The organism is Streptomyces mutomycini (assembly GCF_001700505.1).
In the GTDB taxonomy this organism is placed as follows: Bacteria; Actinomycetota; Actinomycetes; order Streptomycetales; family Streptomycetaceae; genus Streptomyces; species Streptomyces mutomycini.
Genome location: NZ_MAPV01000023.1, coordinates 56303 through 72971 on the forward strand (window position 1 = coordinate 56303; position 16669 = coordinate 72971).

Here is a 16669-nt window from a genome sequence, read left to right on the forward strand (position 1 = left end):
CCGGGTCAAGTAACGGCTCGCCGCGCGTCCCCGTTGCGTGTGCGTCCCGGCGTCAACCGCCATCCATCGCCCTGGCGTTCGACGAACCCCAGTGAGTGCAGTTCGTACAACCTCCCGAGGGCTTCGTCCATTGACGCTCCGGCGCTCCGGGCCACGTCACGCCCGTCCATGACCCCTGTGCCGGGCAGTGCGTCCAGCACCCGTGCGGAGGCGGCGTCGAGCAGGTCCCGGGGCAGGACGGGGCCGGTTCTGGCCGGGGCGAGTTCGCCCATCTCCCCCACCAGCTCGACGACTTCAGCGGCGTCGGTGACCAGGACGCCCTCTCCGCGCAGGAGTTCATGGACCCCGGAAGAGAGACCGCTGGTGGCGGGGCCCGGCACCCCCATGACGAAGCGGCCCAGCCGTTCCGCGTTCCTCGCGGTGGCCAGTGAGCCGCTGCGGTATTCCGCCTCCACCACCACGGTGCCTCGCGTGAGCGCCGCGATCACCCTGTTCCGCAGGACGAATCTGCTGCGCGTCGGATGGTCCGAGGGCGGCAGTTCACCCATGACCATGCCCTGTTCCACGATGCGCCCGATCAGCTCGGCGTGACCCCTGGGATAGGCCACGTCCACCCCGCAGGCCAGGACCGCCATGGTCGCCCCGCCGGCGGCCAGCGCACCCCGGTGGGCGGCGCCGTCCACCCCGAACGCGGCGCCGGAGACCACCACCCAGCCCAGCTCGGCCAGGCCCGCGGCGAGCGTCGCGGACATGTGCGCCCCGTAGGGCGTACAGGCCCGGGCTCCTACGACGGCGACCGAGCGCAGGGCCCAGAGGCGCAGGTCGGACCGGCCTCGCACCCAGAGGCCGATGGGCCGCGCGTCCCTCAGGTCGTCGAGCTGGCTGGGCCACTCCCGGTCGCCGGGACAGACGAACCGCCCTCCGATCGCGGCCACGTCCGCCAGGTCCCTCCCGGGGTCGGCACCCGACGCCCGCAGGCGATAGCCGGCGAGCCGTGCCGGAGTCATCCCCTTGAGCGCCTGCGCCGCTCCGTCAGTGCCGGTGAGACACCGGATCAGCTCGACGGGCCCGATCTCGCGGATCCAGCGGCCACCGCGTTCGTCCCCCGGCTCGAACACGCGGGTCAGGGCGGCGCGCGCCAGCCGCTCCCGCTCCCCCTGGGCCGGCGGGGCGTTCACGAGGCACCCGCCCGCATCGGAACCCCCCGCTGGATGCCCGTCCGCAGCTCCAGCGCCACCGCGATGTCCGAGGCGTCCGGGCGGTCGGCGGCCCTCAGGTCGGCGACCGTCCACGCCACGCGCAGGACCCGGTCGAGGCCGCGGGCCGTGAGGACGCCCCGCTCCATGTCGCGCTCGGCCGCCATCAACGCGCCGGGCGCAGTGACCAGCCTCGTCCGCAGTTCGTGCCCGGGCACTTCGCTGTTGGTGGTCCAGGGGGTCCCGGCGAGTCGCTCCGCGGCGCGCTCCCTGGCCTCCCGCACCCGGCCCGCCACCTCGGCCGAGGTCTCCCCGCGGCCGCCGCTCCCCATCAGGTCGGCCCTGCCGACCGGCTCGACCTCGACCCGCAGGTCGACGCGGTCGAGCAGCGGGCCCGACAGCCGCGCCTGATAGCGGCGGACCGCGGAGGGCGGGCATTCGCAGCCGGCACCCGCCAGAGTGTGCCGGCCGCACGGGCAGGGGTTCGCGGCGAGGATCATGAGGAAGCGTGCGGGCAGCCGGACGACCCCGGCCGCGCGGGCGACCACCACGTGCCCGGACTCCAGGGGCTGGCGCAGCGCGTCGAGCGCCCTCCCGGAGAACTCCGGGGCCTCGTCGAGGAAGAGAACGCCCCGGTGCGCCAGGGACACCGCACCCGGCCTCGGCAGGCCGTTCCCCCCGCCCACCAGTGACTGCATCGTCGCCGAGTGGTGGGGGGCGCAGTACGGCGCCCTGCTGATCAGTGGTTCGCCCGGAGGGAGGATGCCGGCGACCGAGTGCACCGCCGTCACTTCGAGGGATTCCTGCCGGGAGAGCGGCGGCAGGATCGCCGTGAGCCGCTCGGCCAGCATGGTCTTCCCCGCGCCGGGCGGCCCGGAGAGCAGCAGATGATGCCCTCCCGCGGCCGCCACCTCCAGTGCCTTGCGCGCCCGGCCCTGGCCAGCCACATCGGCCAGGTCCGGCCGGTGTGCAGTGCCGTCGGAGGACAGTGGTGCCAGCCCGGTGCCGAGGCCGGCTCCGGGCACCATCAGTCCGGCGAGCATCGCGTCGGGGCGGCCCCGGTCGGCGGCCGGCTCCTCGGGCACGGGTTCGTCGCCGAGGACGGCGATCAGCTGACGCAGGCTCCGGACGCCGAGGACGGAGACGCCCGGCACGAGCGCGGCCTCTCCCGCGGTCTGCTCCGGGACGACCACCTGCCGGTACCCGGCCTCCGCCGCCGCGAGCACCGCGGGCAGCACCCCGCGCACCGGGCGGACCCTGCCGTCGAGGCCGAGCTCCCCGATCATCACCACGTCGGCGATGGCAGCGGGGTCGATCCGCTCCGCCGCGCCGAGCACCGCACACGCGACGGCCAGATCGAAACCCGAACCGCCCTTGGGCACGGACGCCGGGGACAGGCCCACCGTGAGCTTCTTCTGCGGCCACTCGGCCCCGGAATTGACGACCGCGGCCCTGACCCGGTCCCGGCTCTCCACCAGGCTCTTGTCCGGCAGACCGACGAGCGTGAACGCCGCCACGCCCGGTTCCAGATCGGCCTGCACCTCCACCACCACGCCCTCGACGCCCACCAGCGCCACCGAACACGCCCGCGCGAACCCCATCAGGCCACGCCCCGCACGTGCTCGGTCACCGGGGCACCGCGCCTGGGCAGGATCACACCGACCAGATCGATCCGGACCCCGCCCGGCGGCGGCCCGCCATGACCGTCGAGCCAGATCTCGGCGAGCCTGCGCAGCCGCTCCGCCTTGGCCGGTGTGACGGCCTCCATCGGATGTTCGAAGGAGCCCGCCCTGCGCGCCTTCACCTCGCAGACGACCACCGCATCGCCGTCCCTGGCGACGATGTCGATCTCTCCCGCGCGACACCGCCAGTTGCGCTCCAGCACGGTCATACCGGCGCTTGCCAGCAGCCGTGCCGCCAGATCCTCGCCGTACCGCCCGAGTGCACCCCGTGCGTTCATATCGGCACCACCTCCGGCACCGACTGTGACGCGGCCCGCCCGAGCTGGTGGATCTTGGTGGACAACCGGCTCGATGTGAATATCCCGGCCACTCGGACGAGTGAACCGGGACACCGGGCGATGCGTCCGGGATCAGTCGTCGAACCAGGACGCCGGGGGCTTGTCCGGAATCAGCCGCCCGGAAGTTCGAGATCGCTCTTGTTGAGCTCCTCGATGTTCACGTCCTTGAACGTCAGCACCCGGACCTGCTTGACGAACCGGGCGGGCCTGTACATGTCCCAGACCCACGCGTCCGCCATGGAAACCTCGAAAAAGACCTCACCCTGGACCGAGTGCACCTGCATCTCGTAATCGTTGGTGAGGTAGAAGCGCCGTTCGGTCTCGATCACATATTTGAACAGACCGACGACATCGCGGTACTCCCGGTAGAGCTTCAGCTCCATCTCGGTCTCGTACTTCTCGAGGTCCTCGGCACTCATGGCATGTTCCCCTTCAGCCGTGCGTCCCCCCATTGTGCGTCAGCCCCGCGCGCCCCTGGCCGATTAGACGATTTCGGGGGCGAGAACCAGCGGAACACTCGGGGGACCCTCGTCGAGCAGCGTGCGCAGCAGCCCGGCGAGCCTGGTCGGGTACACCGTCTCACGCGTGGCGAGAAGTTCGGCGGAAGTCCACCACCTCAGACCGGCGACACTGCGCAGCTCCAGCTCGGTGAGGCCCTTCTGATCGGTGGCCGTCTGCGGCGTACGGGCCAGGAAGTACCACTCGTCCTGGTCCCAGCGCCGCCCGTCGAACGGGAAGGAGCAGGTCCTCGTCCACAGCAGAGGACCGAGGGAGACATCCGTGATCCCGGTCTCCTCGCCGAGCTCGCGCAGGGCGGCCTCCTCGCGGGTCTCCCCGCCCTCCAGGCCGCCGCCCGGGGTGAACCACCAGTTGTCGGCCGGGTCCCCGGGCTCGAAGCCGTGCAGCAACAGGATCCGGTCGTCCGGGTCCAGGAGCACCACACGGGCCACCTTGCGTGCCTCAGTGCGCACCGGCGGACGCCTTCGGCCGCTTGGCACCGCGCCCGGAGCGGGCCACGAGCGGGCCGTAGGCAGCGCCGCCCAGGATCAGCACCACACCCATCACGAGGGCGCCCGCCTGCAGGGGCAGCGGACCTTCGGACGACACCCCGCCGGGCAGCGCGGCGAAGGCCCCCGGCCGGCCGATCATGCCGTTCATGGGCCAGGCCACGGCGTCCACCCGGGCCTGGACCGCACTGCGGGGCACCGAGCCCTGCCCCGGGTCCTCCAGATGTACGCGGGAGTCCATGGAGGTGCTGCGTTCGTCCCCGAGGAGGAAGAGCTGGCCCTCGGGGACATCGGCCGTGAAGTTCTGGGGGGAGGCCGGCGCCTCGCCCTCCGCCGGGACGAGGGACGAGGCTCCCTCCGCCCGCAGATACGGTTCCTCGACGGGCTCGCCGTTGACCGTGAGCCGCCCGCCCTTGTCGCAGCAGGCGACCTTGTCACCGCCCACGCCGACGACCCGTTTCACCATCGGCATGTCGCCCCACGCCGTGTCGGTGAAGACGACCACGTCCCCGCGCCGCACGTCGTCGCCGTCTATCCGCTCGGCGAGGACCCTGTCACCGGCGTTCACCGTCGGTGTCATCGAGTCGGTCGGCACGGTGTACGGCTTGTACACCACCGCTCCCCAGGCGAAGCCGCCGAGAAAGAGCACACAGCCGACGGCCACGGCCAGGTTCGACAACGTGCTGCCGAGCCGGCCGCGGCCGTCATGACGTCCTGAACCACTCATCCCAGCGCTCCCCATCGGAGATCGACAATCGCTGATCCGAGTCGGCACCCTACCCGGCGGTATGCCCGCGGGTCAGCCTGCGGCGACGCCAGAACACGAGGGGCAGCGCTCCGGCTACACCCAGTGCTCCGGGCACGGCGACAGCGGCAGCCGCGTCGAGGCCGGGCTGGTCGAACGTGCTCGGCACCGGAAGGGTCGCCCAGCGGTTGACGGGCCAGGCCACGACGACGGCCCGCCCGACCACCTCGTCCGTGGACACGGTGCCCTGACCGGGCAGCTCCTGGTGGTAGCGGGAGTCCAGCGAATTCTGCCGGTGGTCGCCCATCACCCAGATCCGGCCCTCGGGCACATTGATCGGTCCGAACGGCTCGTCGTCGCAGGCGCTGTTGCCGGCGAAGATGAACGACTTGTCGTCGAGCGCCTTGCCGTTGACCGTCACCGGCCCGTTCTTCTTGCACTCGACGGTGTCGCCGCCGACGGCGATCACCCTCTTGATCAGGTCCTTCTCCTCCGCGGAGGGCATCAGCCCGATGAAGCTCAGGAACTTCTGCACCGCGTTGGGCTCGGGCGTCGCCGTGTCCTCAAGCCAGCCGCCCGGATCGTGGAAGACCACGACCTCTCCGCGCTCGGGCTCCGAGCCGAACCACGGCGTCAGCTTGTCGACCAGCACCCGGTCACCCCGCTGCAGGGTGTTCTGCATCGAGTCCGAGGGAATCGAGAACGCCTGCACCAGGAACGTCTTGATCAGCAGCGCGAGAATGAGCGCGATACCGATGAGGAGCGGCAGCTCCTTCCAGAAGGAACGGGGCTTCTTCACCGCCGTACTTCCACTGCCCGGGGACTCGCCGTCACTCTCCGCCTCCACCGGGACCCCGTTGTTCGAAGGCCGGTCCTCGGGTTCGTCGTGTCCGGATCGTGCGCCGACCGCCAAATCCCCCACATCCACTCCTCACTCCGTGCCACCGCCCACGCCCGATTCGGCGCAGGCCCACCACTCCCATAACGAGCGGGAGTTCCGCAGGGGTCGGGAGCAGGACCATTCCGTTGCGATCCTGGGAGGACACACTATTCGACCGGGCCGTCCCAGCTGTCGCTCCGGCGCTCCCGTCAGGGACGGAGGCGTATGTTCCGGGCTCCTCCAGCCTGCGCCAGTGCCCGAACGGCCATGCGATCACCACGGCCCGGCCCACGACCTCGTCCTCCGACACCGTGCCCTTCCCCGGCTTGTCGAGGTGGAAGCGTGAGTCTGCGGAATTCGACCGGTGGTCGCCCATCACGAAGATGCGGCCCTGGGGGACCTTCACCTCGAATTTGAGAGTGGACGGCACGTCACCGGGATTCAGATACGGCTCGTCGAGCGCCACGCCGTTGACCGTGATCCTGCCGTCGGTGCCGCAGCACTCCACGGTGTCACCCCCGACCGCCACCACCCGCTTGATCAGGTCCTGCTCGTCCGCCGACGGCAGCAGCCCGATGAAGGTCAGCAGTTCCTTGACCTGTTTGACCCCGGCGGGCGGGTCCTCGGGTACGGCGCTCTCCTGCTGCAGCCAGCCGCCCGGGTCCTTGAAGACGACGACGTCCCCACGCTGCGGTTCGGAGCCGAACCAGGGGGTCAGCTTGTCCACCAGCACCCGGTCACCGATCCGGATGGTCTGCTCCATCGATCCGGAGGGGATCACGAAGGCCTGGACGAGAAAGGTCTTGAGCACCAGCGCGATCAGCAGTGCCACCAGGACGAGGAGGGGTATCTCCTTGATCGCCGACCGGCGCCTGCGGCGTTTCACCTTGCGGGCCAGCTTGCGGCGCTCCGCCCGCGTGGGCAGCGAGCGGGTCCCGGTGCGCCTCGACCCGGTGGGCAGCGGCTGACCCCTCTCGGGTGCCGCCCTCCTCCGCCCCCGGTTACCCATGGTCCCCGTCCGCCGGCCGTACGCCGGTGAAGGCGTCGGTGCCCTCCAGGGAGCCGAGCCTGCCGAGGGGCCAGCCGAGCCAGTCGACGCGTCCGATCACCCGCTCGACGGGCACCATGCCACCTCCGGGCTGCCCCAGATGGTCACGGGAGTCCCGCGAGTTGCTGCGGTGGTCGCCCATCACCCACAGCTTGCCGTCCGGCACCACGATGTCGAAGGCGACGTCGGACGGACGGTCACCCGGGTGCAGATACGGCTCGTCGAGCGGAGCGCCGTTCACCTCGAGCCTCCCCCGCTTCTCGCAGCAGACCACACGGTCGCCCCCCACGCCCACCACCCGCTTCACGAAGTCGGACCCGGCGGGTTCGGCCAGCCCCAGGGACGCGGCCGCCCCCCGCAGCAGCGTGCCGACGGCGTTCCCCCCGGCCGCCGTCTCCGGTACGAAGGATCCGGTGCCGTCGAAGACCACCACGTCGCCACGCCGGGGCTCGGTGCCGAAACGGTACGCCAGTTTGTTGACGAGGACCCGGTCCCCGATCTGGAGCGTGGGCTGCATCGAGCCACTGGGTATCAGGAAGGGCTGCAGGACGAAAGCGCTGAAGAGCAGCAGAGCGGCCGTGCAGAGCATGCCGAGGAAGACGGTCCGTCCCCAGGACATCGACGCGGCCGGCCGCTCCCGGACATGCGTGGAGCGCGACCCCTCCTCCGTCCCGTCCGCGGGGCCGGAGGAGCGATCGCGCTCCATGTGCTGTGCTTCGGTGTCCATCGGGGCCGAATCCTATCGGGCCATGCTGTGGACGCCGGAGGTGAATCAGCGGTCGCGCTTCTCCTTGATCTTCGCGGCCTTGCCGCGGAGCTCACGGAGGAAGTAAAGCTTGGCGCGACGGACGTCACCGCGGGTGACGAGCTCGATCTTCTCGAAGATCGGGCTGTGCACCGGGAAGGTGCGCTCGACGCCGACGCTGAAGGAGACCTTGCGGACCGTGAAGGTCTCGCTGACGCCCGAGCCCTGGCGGCGGATGACAACGCCCTTGAACTGCTGGATACGGGAGCGGTTGCCCTCGATCACGCGCACGTGGACGTTGACGGTGTCACCGGGGCGGAACGCCGGGAGGTCGGTACGGAGCGAGGCGGCGTTGACGCCATCGAGCAGGGAAGTCATGTTGTCTGCTTTCTTCGCCGATGCCACAGGTCATCGACGGGAGAGAGTGAGGTTCGGATGCTGATCACATCGGGCGGGCGTCTTTCCCCCTGTGGCAGGGGCGCGCGCCGGACGTACAGCGGGCCTATTCTTCCACGGCCTCGGGCCTGCGCCAAAATCGTCCGTCGGGACCCGGGGACCAGCCCAGGATGGACAGCATCTCGCGGTCCTTCTTGTCGAAGCCGGTCGCCTCGCAACGCTCGATCAGATCGGGCCTGTTGAGAGCGGTGCGGCGGAAGGCCTCGTCCCGTCGCCAGCGTGCGATCCGGCCGTGATGGCCACTGAGAAGCACCTCGGGGATGGCGCGCCCGCGCCACTCGGGGGGCTTCGTGTAGACCGGGCCCTCGAGCAGGTCGGCCATGGCCCCGGGCGCGAAGGAGTCGTCGCGGTGCGACTCGGCGTTGCCGAGCACCCCCGGCAGCAGCCGGGCCACGGCCTCGGTGATCACCAGGACTGCGGCTTCACCGCCCGCCAGGACGTAGTCCCCGATGGACACCTCGATGACCGGTATCCGGGTCGCGTACTCATCCATCACCCGGCGGTCGATGCCCTCGTAGCGGGCGGGGGTGAAGATCAGCCACGGTCGCTCCGAGAGCTCGACGGCCAGCTCCTGGGTGAAGGGCCTGCCGCTGGGCGTGGGCACCACGAGCACCGGGGAGTGCGCCCCGGCCTCGTACCCGCCGGCCAGCGCGGTGTCCAGCGCCTCGCCCCAGGGCTCGGTCTTCATGACCATGCCGGGGCCGCCACCGTAGGGGGTGTCGTCCACCGTGTTGTGCCGGTCGTAGGTCCAGTCCCGCAGGTCGTGGACGTGTACGTCGAGACTGCCCCGGGCGCGCGCCTTGCCGACGAGGGAGACGTTCAGGGGGTCGAGGTATTCGGGGAAGATCGTGACGACGTCGAGCCGCATCACTCGTCGCCCCTCTTCCCGTCGCCCGCCGCGTCACCCTCGGCAGCGTCCTCGTCACGCGTGGAGGCGACGACGGCCTCGCTCTCGTCGATCAGCCCCGGCGGCGGGGTGATGACGGCCCGCTGCTCCTCGAGGTCGATCTCGGCGACGATCTCCTCCACGAACGGGATCATCACCTCGCTGCCGTCCGGCCGTTCCACGATGAACAGGTCCTGGGACGGCAGGTGCGTGATCTCGGTGATCCGGCCGATCTCGGTGCCGTCCGCGAGGACGACATCGAGGTCCATCAGCTGGTGGTCGTAGAACTCCTCGGGGTCCTCCGGCAGTTCCTCCGGGTCCACCTCGGCGATCAGCAGGGTGTTGCGCAGCGCCTCGGCGGCCGTACGGTCGCGCACGCCCTCGAACCGCAGCAGCAGCCTGCCGCTGTGCACCCGGCCGGTCTCGATCGTGAGCGGCCCGGTGCCGGCGGGCTCCGTGGCCAGCACGGCCCCCGGTCCGAGCCGGAGCTCGGGCTCGTCGGTGCGCACCTCGACGGTGACCTCGCCCTTGATGCCATGGGCGCGACCGATCCGCGCAACTACCAACTGCACGCTGTTTCTCCCGGTGGTTTCTTACTGAGGAGGCGGTCATGTACGGACGACAAAGGCCGGGGACGGCTCGAAAGCCCTCCCCGGCCCCGGCCGGTGTTCAACTCTTTCAGCGAACGTGGTCCACATCGACGAGGTCGACACGGATCCCACGGCCGCCGATGGCACCCACGACGGTACGCAGGGCGCGCGCGGTGCGGCCGTTGCGGCCGATCACCTTGCCGAGGTCGTCGGGATGGACCCGGACCTCGAGCACGCGTCCACGGCGCAGGTCACGCGAGGCGACCTGCACATCGTCGGGGTTGTCGACGATGCCCTTCACGAGGTGCTCAAGAGCCTCCTCGAGCATGCTCAGGCCTCGGTCGACTCGGTGGACGCTGCAGCGTCAGCCGCCTCGTCCGCCTTCTTGTCCGACTTCTTGGCCTTCTGGGTGATGGCCTCACCCTTGGCCTCTTCGCCGTCCGTGGCCAGGGCCTCGAACAGGGCGCGCTTGTCGGCCTTGGGCTCGGGCTGCAGCAGCGGCGCGGGGGCCGGGAGACCCTTATGGGCCTGCCAGTCACCGGTCAGCTTCAGGATCGCGAGGACCGGCTCGGTCGGCTGGGCGCCGACGGACAGCCAGTACTGCGCGCGCTCCGCGTTGACCTCGATGCGAGAGGGGTTCTGCACCGGGTGGTACAGGCCGATCTCCTCGATGGCCCGGCCGTCACGGCGGACGCGGGAGTCGGCGACGATGATGCGGTAGTGAGGCGAACGGATCTTGCCCATGCGCTTCAGCTTGATCTTGACTGCCACGGAAGTGGTGTCTCCTGGTCTCTGACGTGGTTGGGCACAAAAGATGCCACGTGGGGTTGCGGTACTCGGGTGCCCGATGGACGCGTCAGCCGGAGGAGAGAGGGGTCCTGTGCGACTGTCGAGTACAGCTAGCCATTGTGCCACATCACGTCGGGTCACCCCACCGCGACCGCCGCTTCCGGGATGCGGAAGGGCTTGCCGCAGCCGCCGCAGACGATCGGCGCCTGCGCGAGGACCGAGGGGACGACCCGGACGTTGCGCCCGCAGTCACAGACGGCCTTGACCCGCACTCCTCCCCCCGAGGACCCGTGGCGCGCGGCAGGACCGCGGAAGGAGCGCTTGGTGTCCGCCGCGGTGGCCACGGTGTGCGCCTTGAGCGCACGCTGCAGCCGCTCCGCCGTGGGGCGGTATCTGCGCTTGGCCTCGGGATTGAGCGTCACCAGCGAGAATCCGCTGCTGGGGTGGGGCTCCTCGGCATGATCGAGGCCCAGCTCCTCGGCGATCGCGAGGAATCGTCGGTTGTGGTATCGGCCGGCACGGGAGGTGTCCCGGACACCTCTCGCGGCAGCGATGCCGTGGACTGCCTCATGGAGCAGCCGTTCGAAGGAGAGCTCGGCGCCACAGGCGGACGAGGACTCTCCGATCAGGGACTCTGGCGCGGCTAGATCGGGCAGCTCGGGGTGGTACCGCTGAATGTCGGCCCACGCCTGTGCCAGCTCTGCGGCAAGTACAGGTGGTGTCGTGCTCACGTCGTGACAACGAGCCTGAGTGCTCCGGTGTTCCTATTCCGGGGCATCCCAAATAATTTGCACGTACCAGTCAGTTGCCCTTGATGCGTCCGGACGAGGGCGGGTGCGCAGAACAGCGGAGAAGTCTCACAGCTCGCACCAAGGTAGGACGTAGCAACGCGTACGCACCGGTCTGGACAGGCGCCCCCGGGGGACAGTACCGGGCACGGAACGGCGGCCGCACACCGGTCGCGAGCCGGGGCGGGGGCGCTCGACGTGCTGCGCCCCGTGTGTCGGGTAAGACTGTGAGGAAGCGAGCAGCAGGCGTGCTGTTCCCGGCGTCCGCATCGCGCACGCGGCGGCCGGGGGCGCACGACCGGAGCACGCGGGCAATGCCATCCCACCCCGTCCGGCCTCTGGACGGGACCGCCGATGCGGAGTTCCCTGACATACGGGGGCTGTGGGCACGCATACACAGCACACAGACATGGGGGACCTCACTCGGGCACGACCGACCTCACGGCGGATTGGGGCGCATTCCATGACACCTACGCTCGTCCGGCACCACAGGTACGCGGATTCGTCCGCCCCGGTGGACACCGGTACCCGCGCCCGTGACTGGGCCGAGATCCAGGAGCGCATGCTGGCGCCGCTCTACGAGGCGGTGTACGCGCGCCTCGAAGTCGGGGCCGGTACGCGGATGCTCTCCCTCGGCTGCGGTTCCGGGCTCGCGCTGCTGATCGCGGCCTCGCGCGGGGCGCGCGTCACCGGCGTCGACACCGACCGCGACCGGCTGGCCCTGGCCCGTGAGCGCCTGGCCGCCGAGCCGGGGCAGGACACGGGCCGTGCGGGCCCGCGGGCGAGGCTCGCCGAGAGTGTGCCGGCAGCCGCGCCGGACGGTGAGGCCCCGTACAACCTGCTGACCGCCTTCCAGCCGATCGGCTGCACGGCCGGAGACTCCGAGGGGCTCGCTCCCGCGCTGGCCTCGGCCATGCCGCTGGCCGTACGGGGGGCCACGGTGGTGCTGGCGGGCTGGGGTCCTCCGGAGCGGTGTGCCACCGCTCCGGTGCTCAGGGTGGCGGCCCGGCTCACCGAGTCGGCGCGCGCCCCGCGGTCCGGGAGCGGCTGGCGGCCGGCGCTGCGGGACGACCTGGAAGAGGTGGCGGCCCGGGCCGGCCTCAAACCGGACGGCTCGGGCCGGGTGTCCTGCCCGTTCGGCTACGCGGACGTGGACAGCGCGGTGCGCGGCCTGCTGTCGACCGGCCTGTTCGACACGGCGATACGGGCGACGGACCGCACCCAGGTGGAGAAGGAGGTCGCGGAGGCCATGCATCCGCATCTGCGGCCCGACGGCACGGTGTGGATGCCGAACGTCTTCCGCTACCTGGTGTGCGTGACGTAACGGGACAGCGAAGGGGCGCCCCGCCGAGCGGGGCGCCCCTTCTGCCGTGCACCGGGCCGGTCAGCCCATGAACTTCTTGAACTCGTCCGGCAGTTCGAAGTTCTTGTCCTCCTGAGCGGGCAGGTTGAACGCACCGCCCTGCGCCGCCTGCTCGCGGCGGGCCGCCTCGGCCTGCTCCTCAGCCTTGCGCTTCATCGGGTTGCCGCTCTTGCGCTTGCCCTTGGCCTGCTTGACCTGCTTCTTCTGCCGGCCGGGGCCGCCGCCCATGCCCGGCATCCCCGGCATCCCGGGCATGCCGCCGCCCTGGGCCATCTTCGACATCATCTTGCGGGCCTCGAAGAAGCGCTCCACCAGGTTCTTCACGGCGGAGACCTCGACACCGGAGCCCTTGGCGATACGGGCCCGGCGGGAGCCGTTGATGATCGTGGGCTCCGCGCGTTCCTTCGCGGTCATCGACTTGATGATCGCGGCCGTACGGTCGACGTCGCGCTCGTCGATGTTGTTGATCTGGTCCTTGATCTGCCCCATGCCGGGCAGCATCCCGAGCAGCTTGGAGATGGAGCCCATCTTCCTGACCTGCTCCATCTGCGCCAGGAAGTCGTCGAGCGTGAAGTCCTTACCCTTGCTCGACGCCAGCTTGGAGGCCATTTTGGCGGCCTCTTCCTGGCTGAAGGTCTTCTCCGCCTGCTCGATCAGGGTGAGGAGGTCACCCATGTCGAGGATGCGGGAGGCCATGCGGTCGGGGTGGAAGGCGTCGAAGTCCTCGAGCTTCTCACCGTTCGACGCGAACATGATCTGCTTGCCCGTGACGTGCGCGATCGACAGGGCGGCGCCACCACGGGCGTCACCGTCGAGCTTGGAGAGCACGACACCGTCGAAGCCGACGCCGTCACGGAAGGCCTCGGCGGTGTTGACCGCGTCCTGGCCGATCATCGCGTCGACGACGAAGAGGATCTCGTCGGGGCTGACGGCGTCGCGGATGTCCGCGGCCTGCCGCATCAGCTCCTCGTCGATGCCGAGGCGGCCGGCGGTGTCGACGATGACGATGTCGTGGACCTTGGCCTTGGCGAACTCGATGGAGTCCTTGGCGACCTTGACCGGGTCGCCGACGCCGTTGCCCGGCTCCGGTGCGTACACCGCGACACCGGCACGGTCGGCGACGACGCTCAGCTGGTTGACGGCGTTGGGGCGCTGGAGGTCACAGGCGACGAGCAGCGGGGAGTGGCCCTGGCTCTTGAGCCAGAGACCGAGCTTTCCGGCGAGGGTGGTCTTACCGGCACCCTGCAGACCCGCGAGCATGATCACGGTGGGCGGGTTCTTGGCGAACCTGAGCCGCCGGGTCTCGCCGCCGAGAATGCCGACGAGCTCCTCGTTGACGATCTTGACGACCTGCTGGGCGGGGTTCAGCGCCTGGGAGACCTCGGAGCCGCGCGCCCGCTCCTTGATGTTGGCGATGAACGCCCGGACTACGGGGAGCGCGACATCGGCCTCGAGCAGGGCGATACGGATCTCGCGAGCCGTGGCGTCGATGTCCGCCTCGGACAAGCGGCCCTTGCCCCTGAGGTTTTTGAAAGTCGCGCTAAGGCGGTCGGAGAGAGTATCGAACACGGCGCTCGTCGGTCCTCAGGGTCGGGGGCGTGGCAGGTCAGTCGCCCTCCAGGGTATCCGGACCCCGGGGAACGCGAAGCCCTCGCCCGTTTCTCGTGACGAACGGGCCTGGGACAGGAGGTCAGCCCAGCTCCTTCTCGACCTCCCGGGCCACCTCCGCGGCCCGTTGCGGGAGGAGCGGCTCACCGGCGGCGTCGGTGACGTAGAAGGCGTCCACGGCGTTCGCGCCGAGCGTGGAGACATGGGCGCTGCGCACTCTGACCGCGCTCCGGTCCAGCGCGCGGCCGATCCGGTGCAGGAGGCCCGGGGCGTCCTGGGCGCGGACCTCGATCACCGTGGCCAGGCGCGATCCGGCCGCGGGGACGGTCACCCGGGGCGGCGGGGCCTTCACCCCGCGCCGCCGTGGATAGGCGGCTTCGCGTTCGGCGAGCCTGGCCCGGATGTCCAGGGAGCCGTCCAGGGCGCGTACCAGGTCGGCGCGGAGCCGAGTGGCCTGCGGGAGTGAGCCGTACTCGGCCGCGACCCGCCAGCTGAGCACGAGGAGGTCTGCCGTGTCGCCCAGCTCGGTGGGGAGCTCGACGGCGCGCAGGTCGGCGGCGCGCACGGTGAGGCGGTGCAGGGCGAGGACGCCGGCCGCCGCGGGCAGGACGCCGGGGCGGTCGGGCAGCGCGATGAGGAGTTCGACGCCGACGGGTTCGGGTTCGCCGTCCTCGGAAGCCGGTTCGGGCCGGGTGTGCAGGGAGAGGACGGGCTCGCCGGTGCGCAGGGCCTCGACGGCGAGCCGTTCCTGCTCGGCGCTGGGGGCGAGCGGCTCCGGCACGGGGGGTTCCTCGCCGGCCAGGAGAGCGGCGACCCGCTTGACCAGGTCGGTGACGAGGGAGGCCCGCCAGGAGCTCCAGGCCGCGGGGCCGGTGGCCAGTGCGTCGGCCTCGGTGAGCGCGTGCAGGAGTTCCAGGGTGGAGGCGTTGCCGACGGCCGTGGCGACGGCGCGGACGGTCGCGGGGTCGTCGAGGTCGCGCCGGGTGGCGGTGTCGACGAGCAGCAGGTGGTGCCGTACGAGCGTGGCGACGACGCCCACGTCCTGCTTGTCGAAGCCGATGCGGGCGGCCATGTCGCGGGCGATGACCTCGCCGACCACGGAGTGGTCCCCCGGCCAGCCCTTGCCGATGTCGTGGAGCAGGGCGGCGATCAGGAGCAGGTCGGGGCGGCCGACACGGCGGGTGAGGTGGGAGGCACGTACGGCTGTTTCGACCAGGTGCCGGTCGACGGTCCAGGTGTGGACGGGGTTGCGCTGCGGCCGGCAGTGGACCCGCTCCCAGTCGGGCAGCAGCCGGGTGATGATGCCTTCCGCCTCGAGGGCCTCCCAGACTCCTACGGTGGGTTCACCGGCACCGAGCAGGGTGACGAGTTCCTCGCGGGCCTGGGCGGGCCACGGCACGGGCAGCGGCTGGGCCGCGGTGCCAAGGTGGCGCACGAGGTGGCGGGAGAGCGGCAGCCCGGCCTCCGCCGCCGCGGCGGCGGCCCTGAGGGTGAGCACGGGGTCGCGTTCGGGGCGGGCGGTGCGCGCGAGGACGACCTCGCCGTCGGCCTCGACGACGCCCTCGGCGAGCGGGGTGCGTTCAGGAGCGGCCTTGGCGCCGCCGAGGATCGTGCGCAGCCGCGGTCGTGAGGAGCGGGCCCGCAGGACGCGGTTGACCTCGCGCCAGGTGACGTCGGTGGCGTACGAGACGGTCCGGGCGGCCTCGTAGACCTGGCGCAGCAGCGCGTCGGCGTCCAGGAGACCGAGGGCCCCGGCGACCTGGTCCTGCTCCTGCAGGGCGAGGCGGTCGGTGGCCCGGCCGGTGGTGAGGTGGAGTGCGTCCCGGGCGTCGAGGAGCGTACGGCGGGCTTCCGCGAGCCCTTCGCGGGGCGCGTCCGCGACCCAGGAAGCGGCGACGGCGCGCAGGGCGGTGGCGTCGCGGAGGCCGCCCCGGGCCTCTTTGAGGTCGGGCTCCAGGAGGAACTGGAGCTCGCCCATGCGTTCGGCCCGCTCGCGGCAGAGCTCGTCGAGGGCGGGGAGGCGTTTGGGTGCCTGGTTGCGCCAGTCGGCGAGGATCGCGGTCCGCAGGCCGGCGACGAGGCCGAGGTCTCCGGCGACCGGGCGCGCGTCGAGCAGTCCGAGCTGGACCTTGAGGTCCTCCCCCGCGGTTCTGCGTGCTTCGCCGGGGGTGCGTACGGAGTGGTCGAGGGCGAGGCCGAGATCCCAGACGGGGTACCAGATCCCGTCGGCGAGGGCGGCGACGGCTCCGGCGTCGGCGTTGCCGTCGTGCAGGAGCAGGAGGTCGAGGTCGCTGCGCGGGGAGAGCTCTCCGCGGCCGTATCCGCCGACGGCGACGAGGGCGGCGCCGCGGACGCCCGCCCGCTCGGCGGCCGTGGTGAACAGACCGGTCAGCCAGTCGTCGGTGAGCCGGGCCAGTGCGGCACGGCGCGGCGGCCCGGACCGCGTCTCCTCCTGGAGGAGGCGCAGCCGGGCCGCCGCGTAGCCGCTGGGTCCCGAGTCCTCGGATTCGGTGGTCACTTCGGTGCTCGTCACCCAGCTGCCTTTCCG

At 71.2% G+C, this 16669-nt stretch carries 18 protein-coding genes; 1 reads left to right on the plus strand and 17 read right to left on the minus strand.

The genetic code is table 11. The annotated features are described in order from the left end of the window. Positions 1-5: 5 nt before the first annotated feature. The 15 genes from dprA to BFF76_RS03220 all read right to left on the minus strand — a co-directional run bounded on the left by dprA (position 6) and on the right by BFF76_RS03220 (position 11093). The gene (gene dprA, locus BFF76_RS30890; RefSeq protein WP_079122295.1) at positions 6-1178 is read right to left on the minus strand and encodes a DNA-processing protein DprA; all 1173 of its coding nucleotides are present in this window, start codon (positions 1176-1178) and stop codon (positions 6-8) included. Beyond that, on the minus strand, positions 1175-2797 hold the full coding sequence (locus tag BFF76_RS03155; RefSeq protein ID WP_053929027.1) for a YifB family Mg chelatase-like AAA ATPase: 1623 nt from the start codon (positions 2795-2797) through the stop codon (positions 1175-1177). The genes dprA and BFF76_RS03155 overlap by 4 nt, the downstream gene beginning before the upstream one ends. Then, on the minus strand, positions 2797-3156 hold the full coding sequence (locus BFF76_RS03160; protein WP_031100543.1) for a YraN family protein: 360 nt from the start codon (positions 3154-3156) through the stop codon (positions 2797-2799). The genes BFF76_RS03155 and BFF76_RS03160 overlap by 1 nt, the downstream gene beginning before the upstream one ends. Before the next feature lie 170 nt (positions 3157-3326). Then, positions 3327-3635, minus strand: coding sequence for a DUF2469 domain-containing protein (locus BFF76_RS03165; RefSeq protein ID WP_003965949.1), 309 nt, complete (start codon positions 3633-3635; stop codon positions 3327-3329). Between the two features lie 63 nt (positions 3636-3698). After that, positions 3699-4187 carry an NUDIX hydrolase gene (locus BFF76_RS03170; protein WP_031100546.1) on the minus strand — a complete coding sequence of 163 codons (489 nt, stop codon included), beginning with the start codon at positions 4185-4187 and terminating at the stop codon, positions 3699-3701. Next, a complete protein-coding gene (gene lepB / locus BFF76_RS03175) occupies positions 4177-4950 on the minus strand; it encodes a signal peptidase I (RefSeq protein ID WP_031100547.1) in 774 nt (257 codons plus the stop codon). Before lepB (BFF76_RS03175) ends, BFF76_RS03170 begins: the two co-directional genes overlap by 11 nt. 49 nt (positions 4951-4999) lie before the next feature. Then, positions 5000-5881, minus strand: coding sequence for a signal peptidase I (gene lepB, locus BFF76_RS03180; protein ID WP_031100556.1), 882 nt, complete (start codon positions 5879-5881; stop codon positions 5000-5002). Further along, entirely contained in the window at positions 5799-6857 is a 1059-nt protein-coding gene (gene lepB / locus BFF76_RS03185; protein WP_065847105.1) for a signal peptidase I, read from the minus strand. The genes lepB (BFF76_RS03180) and lepB (BFF76_RS03185) overlap by 83 nt, the downstream gene beginning before the upstream one ends. Continuing rightward, positions 6850-7623: a signal peptidase I gene (gene lepB, locus BFF76_RS03190; RefSeq protein ID WP_053929024.1), complete on the minus strand. Its 774-nt coding sequence runs from the start codon at positions 7621-7623 to the stop codon at positions 6850-6852. The genes lepB (BFF76_RS03185) and lepB (BFF76_RS03190) overlap by 8 nt, the downstream gene beginning before the upstream one ends. A gap of 45 nt (positions 7624-7668) precedes the next feature. Further along, on the minus strand, positions 7669-8019 hold the full coding sequence (gene rplS, locus BFF76_RS03195) for a 50S ribosomal protein L19 (RefSeq protein WP_031100562.1): 351 nt from the start codon (positions 8017-8019) through the stop codon (positions 7669-7671). A 124-nt stretch (positions 8020-8143) separates the two neighbouring features. Beyond that, the gene (gene trmD, locus BFF76_RS03200; protein WP_031100563.1) at positions 8144-8965 is read right to left on the minus strand and encodes a tRNA (guanosine(37)-N1)-methyltransferase TrmD; all 822 of its coding nucleotides are present in this window, start codon (positions 8963-8965) and stop codon (positions 8144-8146) included. Then, positions 8965-9555 carry a ribosome maturation factor RimM gene (rimM, locus tag BFF76_RS03205; protein WP_031100564.1) on the minus strand — a complete coding sequence of 197 codons (591 nt, stop codon included), beginning with the start codon at positions 9553-9555 and terminating at the stop codon, positions 8965-8967. The genes trmD and rimM overlap by 1 nt, the downstream gene beginning before the upstream one ends. Positions 9556-9661: 106 nt before the next feature. Beyond that, the gene (locus BFF76_RS03210) at positions 9662-9901 is read right to left on the minus strand and encodes an RNA-binding protein (RefSeq protein WP_031100565.1); all 240 of its coding nucleotides are present in this window, start codon (positions 9899-9901) and stop codon (positions 9662-9664) included. 2 nt (positions 9902-9903) lie between these two features. After that, positions 9904-10344 carry a 30S ribosomal protein S16 gene (rpsP, locus tag BFF76_RS03215; RefSeq protein ID WP_031100566.1) on the minus strand — a complete coding sequence of 147 codons (441 nt, stop codon included), beginning with the start codon at positions 10342-10344 and terminating at the stop codon, positions 9904-9906. A gap of 155 nt (positions 10345-10499) precedes the next feature. Then, positions 10500-11093, minus strand: coding sequence for a hypothetical protein (locus BFF76_RS03220; RefSeq protein WP_053929022.1), 594 nt, complete (start codon positions 11091-11093; stop codon positions 10500-10502). Between the two features lie 520 nt (positions 11094-11613). Here BFF76_RS03220 and BFF76_RS03225 point away from each other — a divergent pair. Further along, positions 11614-12474, plus strand: coding sequence for a class I SAM-dependent methyltransferase (locus BFF76_RS03225; RefSeq protein ID WP_053929021.1), 861 nt, complete (start codon positions 11614-11616; stop codon positions 12472-12474). Positions 12475-12534: 60 nt separating this feature from the next. On the opposite strand, the gene ffh is transcribed toward BFF76_RS03225, so the two are convergent. Further along, positions 12535-14082 (minus strand): signal recognition particle protein, encoded by a 1548-nt coding sequence (gene ffh / locus BFF76_RS03230; RefSeq protein WP_053929020.1) that lies wholly within the window; start codon positions 14080-14082, stop codon positions 12535-12537. Between the two features lie 121 nt (positions 14083-14203). Further along, entirely contained in the window at positions 14204-16654 is a 2451-nt protein-coding gene (locus BFF76_RS03235; RefSeq protein WP_065847107.1) for a [protein-PII] uridylyltransferase, read from the minus strand. Positions 16655-16669: the final 15 nt, after the last annotated feature.

Coding starts and splice junctions, on each gene's coding strand:
- BFF76_RS03155 (WP_053929027.1), bottom strand. CDS start 2,797: ATGGGGTTCGCGCGGGCGTGTTCGGTGGCGCTGGTGGGCGTCGAGGGC.
- BFF76_RS03160 (WP_031100543.1), bottom strand. CDS start 3,156: ATGAACGCACGGGGTGCACTCGGGCGGTACGGCGAGGATCTGGCGGCA.
- BFF76_RS03165 (WP_003965949.1), bottom strand. CDS start 3,635: ATGAGTGCCGAGGACCTCGAGAAGTACGAGACCGAGATGGAGCTGAAG.
- lepB (WP_031100547.1), bottom strand. CDS start 4,950: ATGAGTGGTTCAGGACGTCATGACGGCCGCGGCCGGCTCGGCAGCACG.
- lepB (WP_065847105.1), bottom strand. CDS start 6,857: ATGGGTAACCGGGGGCGGAGGAGGGCGGCACCCGAGAGGGGTCAGCCG.
- lepB (WP_053929024.1), bottom strand. CDS start 7,623: ATGGACACCGAAGCACAGCACATGGAGCGCGATCGCTCCTCCGGCCCC.
- rplS (WP_031100562.1), bottom strand. CDS start 8,019: ATGACTTCCCTGCTCGATGGCGTCAACGCCGCCTCGCTCCGTACCGAC.
- trmD (WP_031100563.1), bottom strand. CDS start 8,965: ATGCGGCTCGACGTCGTCACGATCTTCCCCGAATACCTCGACCCCCTG.
- BFF76_RS03210 (WP_031100565.1), bottom strand. CDS start 9,901: ATGCTCGAGGAGGCTCTTGAGCACCTCGTGAAGGGCATCGTCGACAAC.
- BFF76_RS03225 (WP_053929021.1), top strand. CDS start 11,614: ATGACACCTACGCTCGTCCGGCACCACAGGTACGCGGATTCGTCCGCC.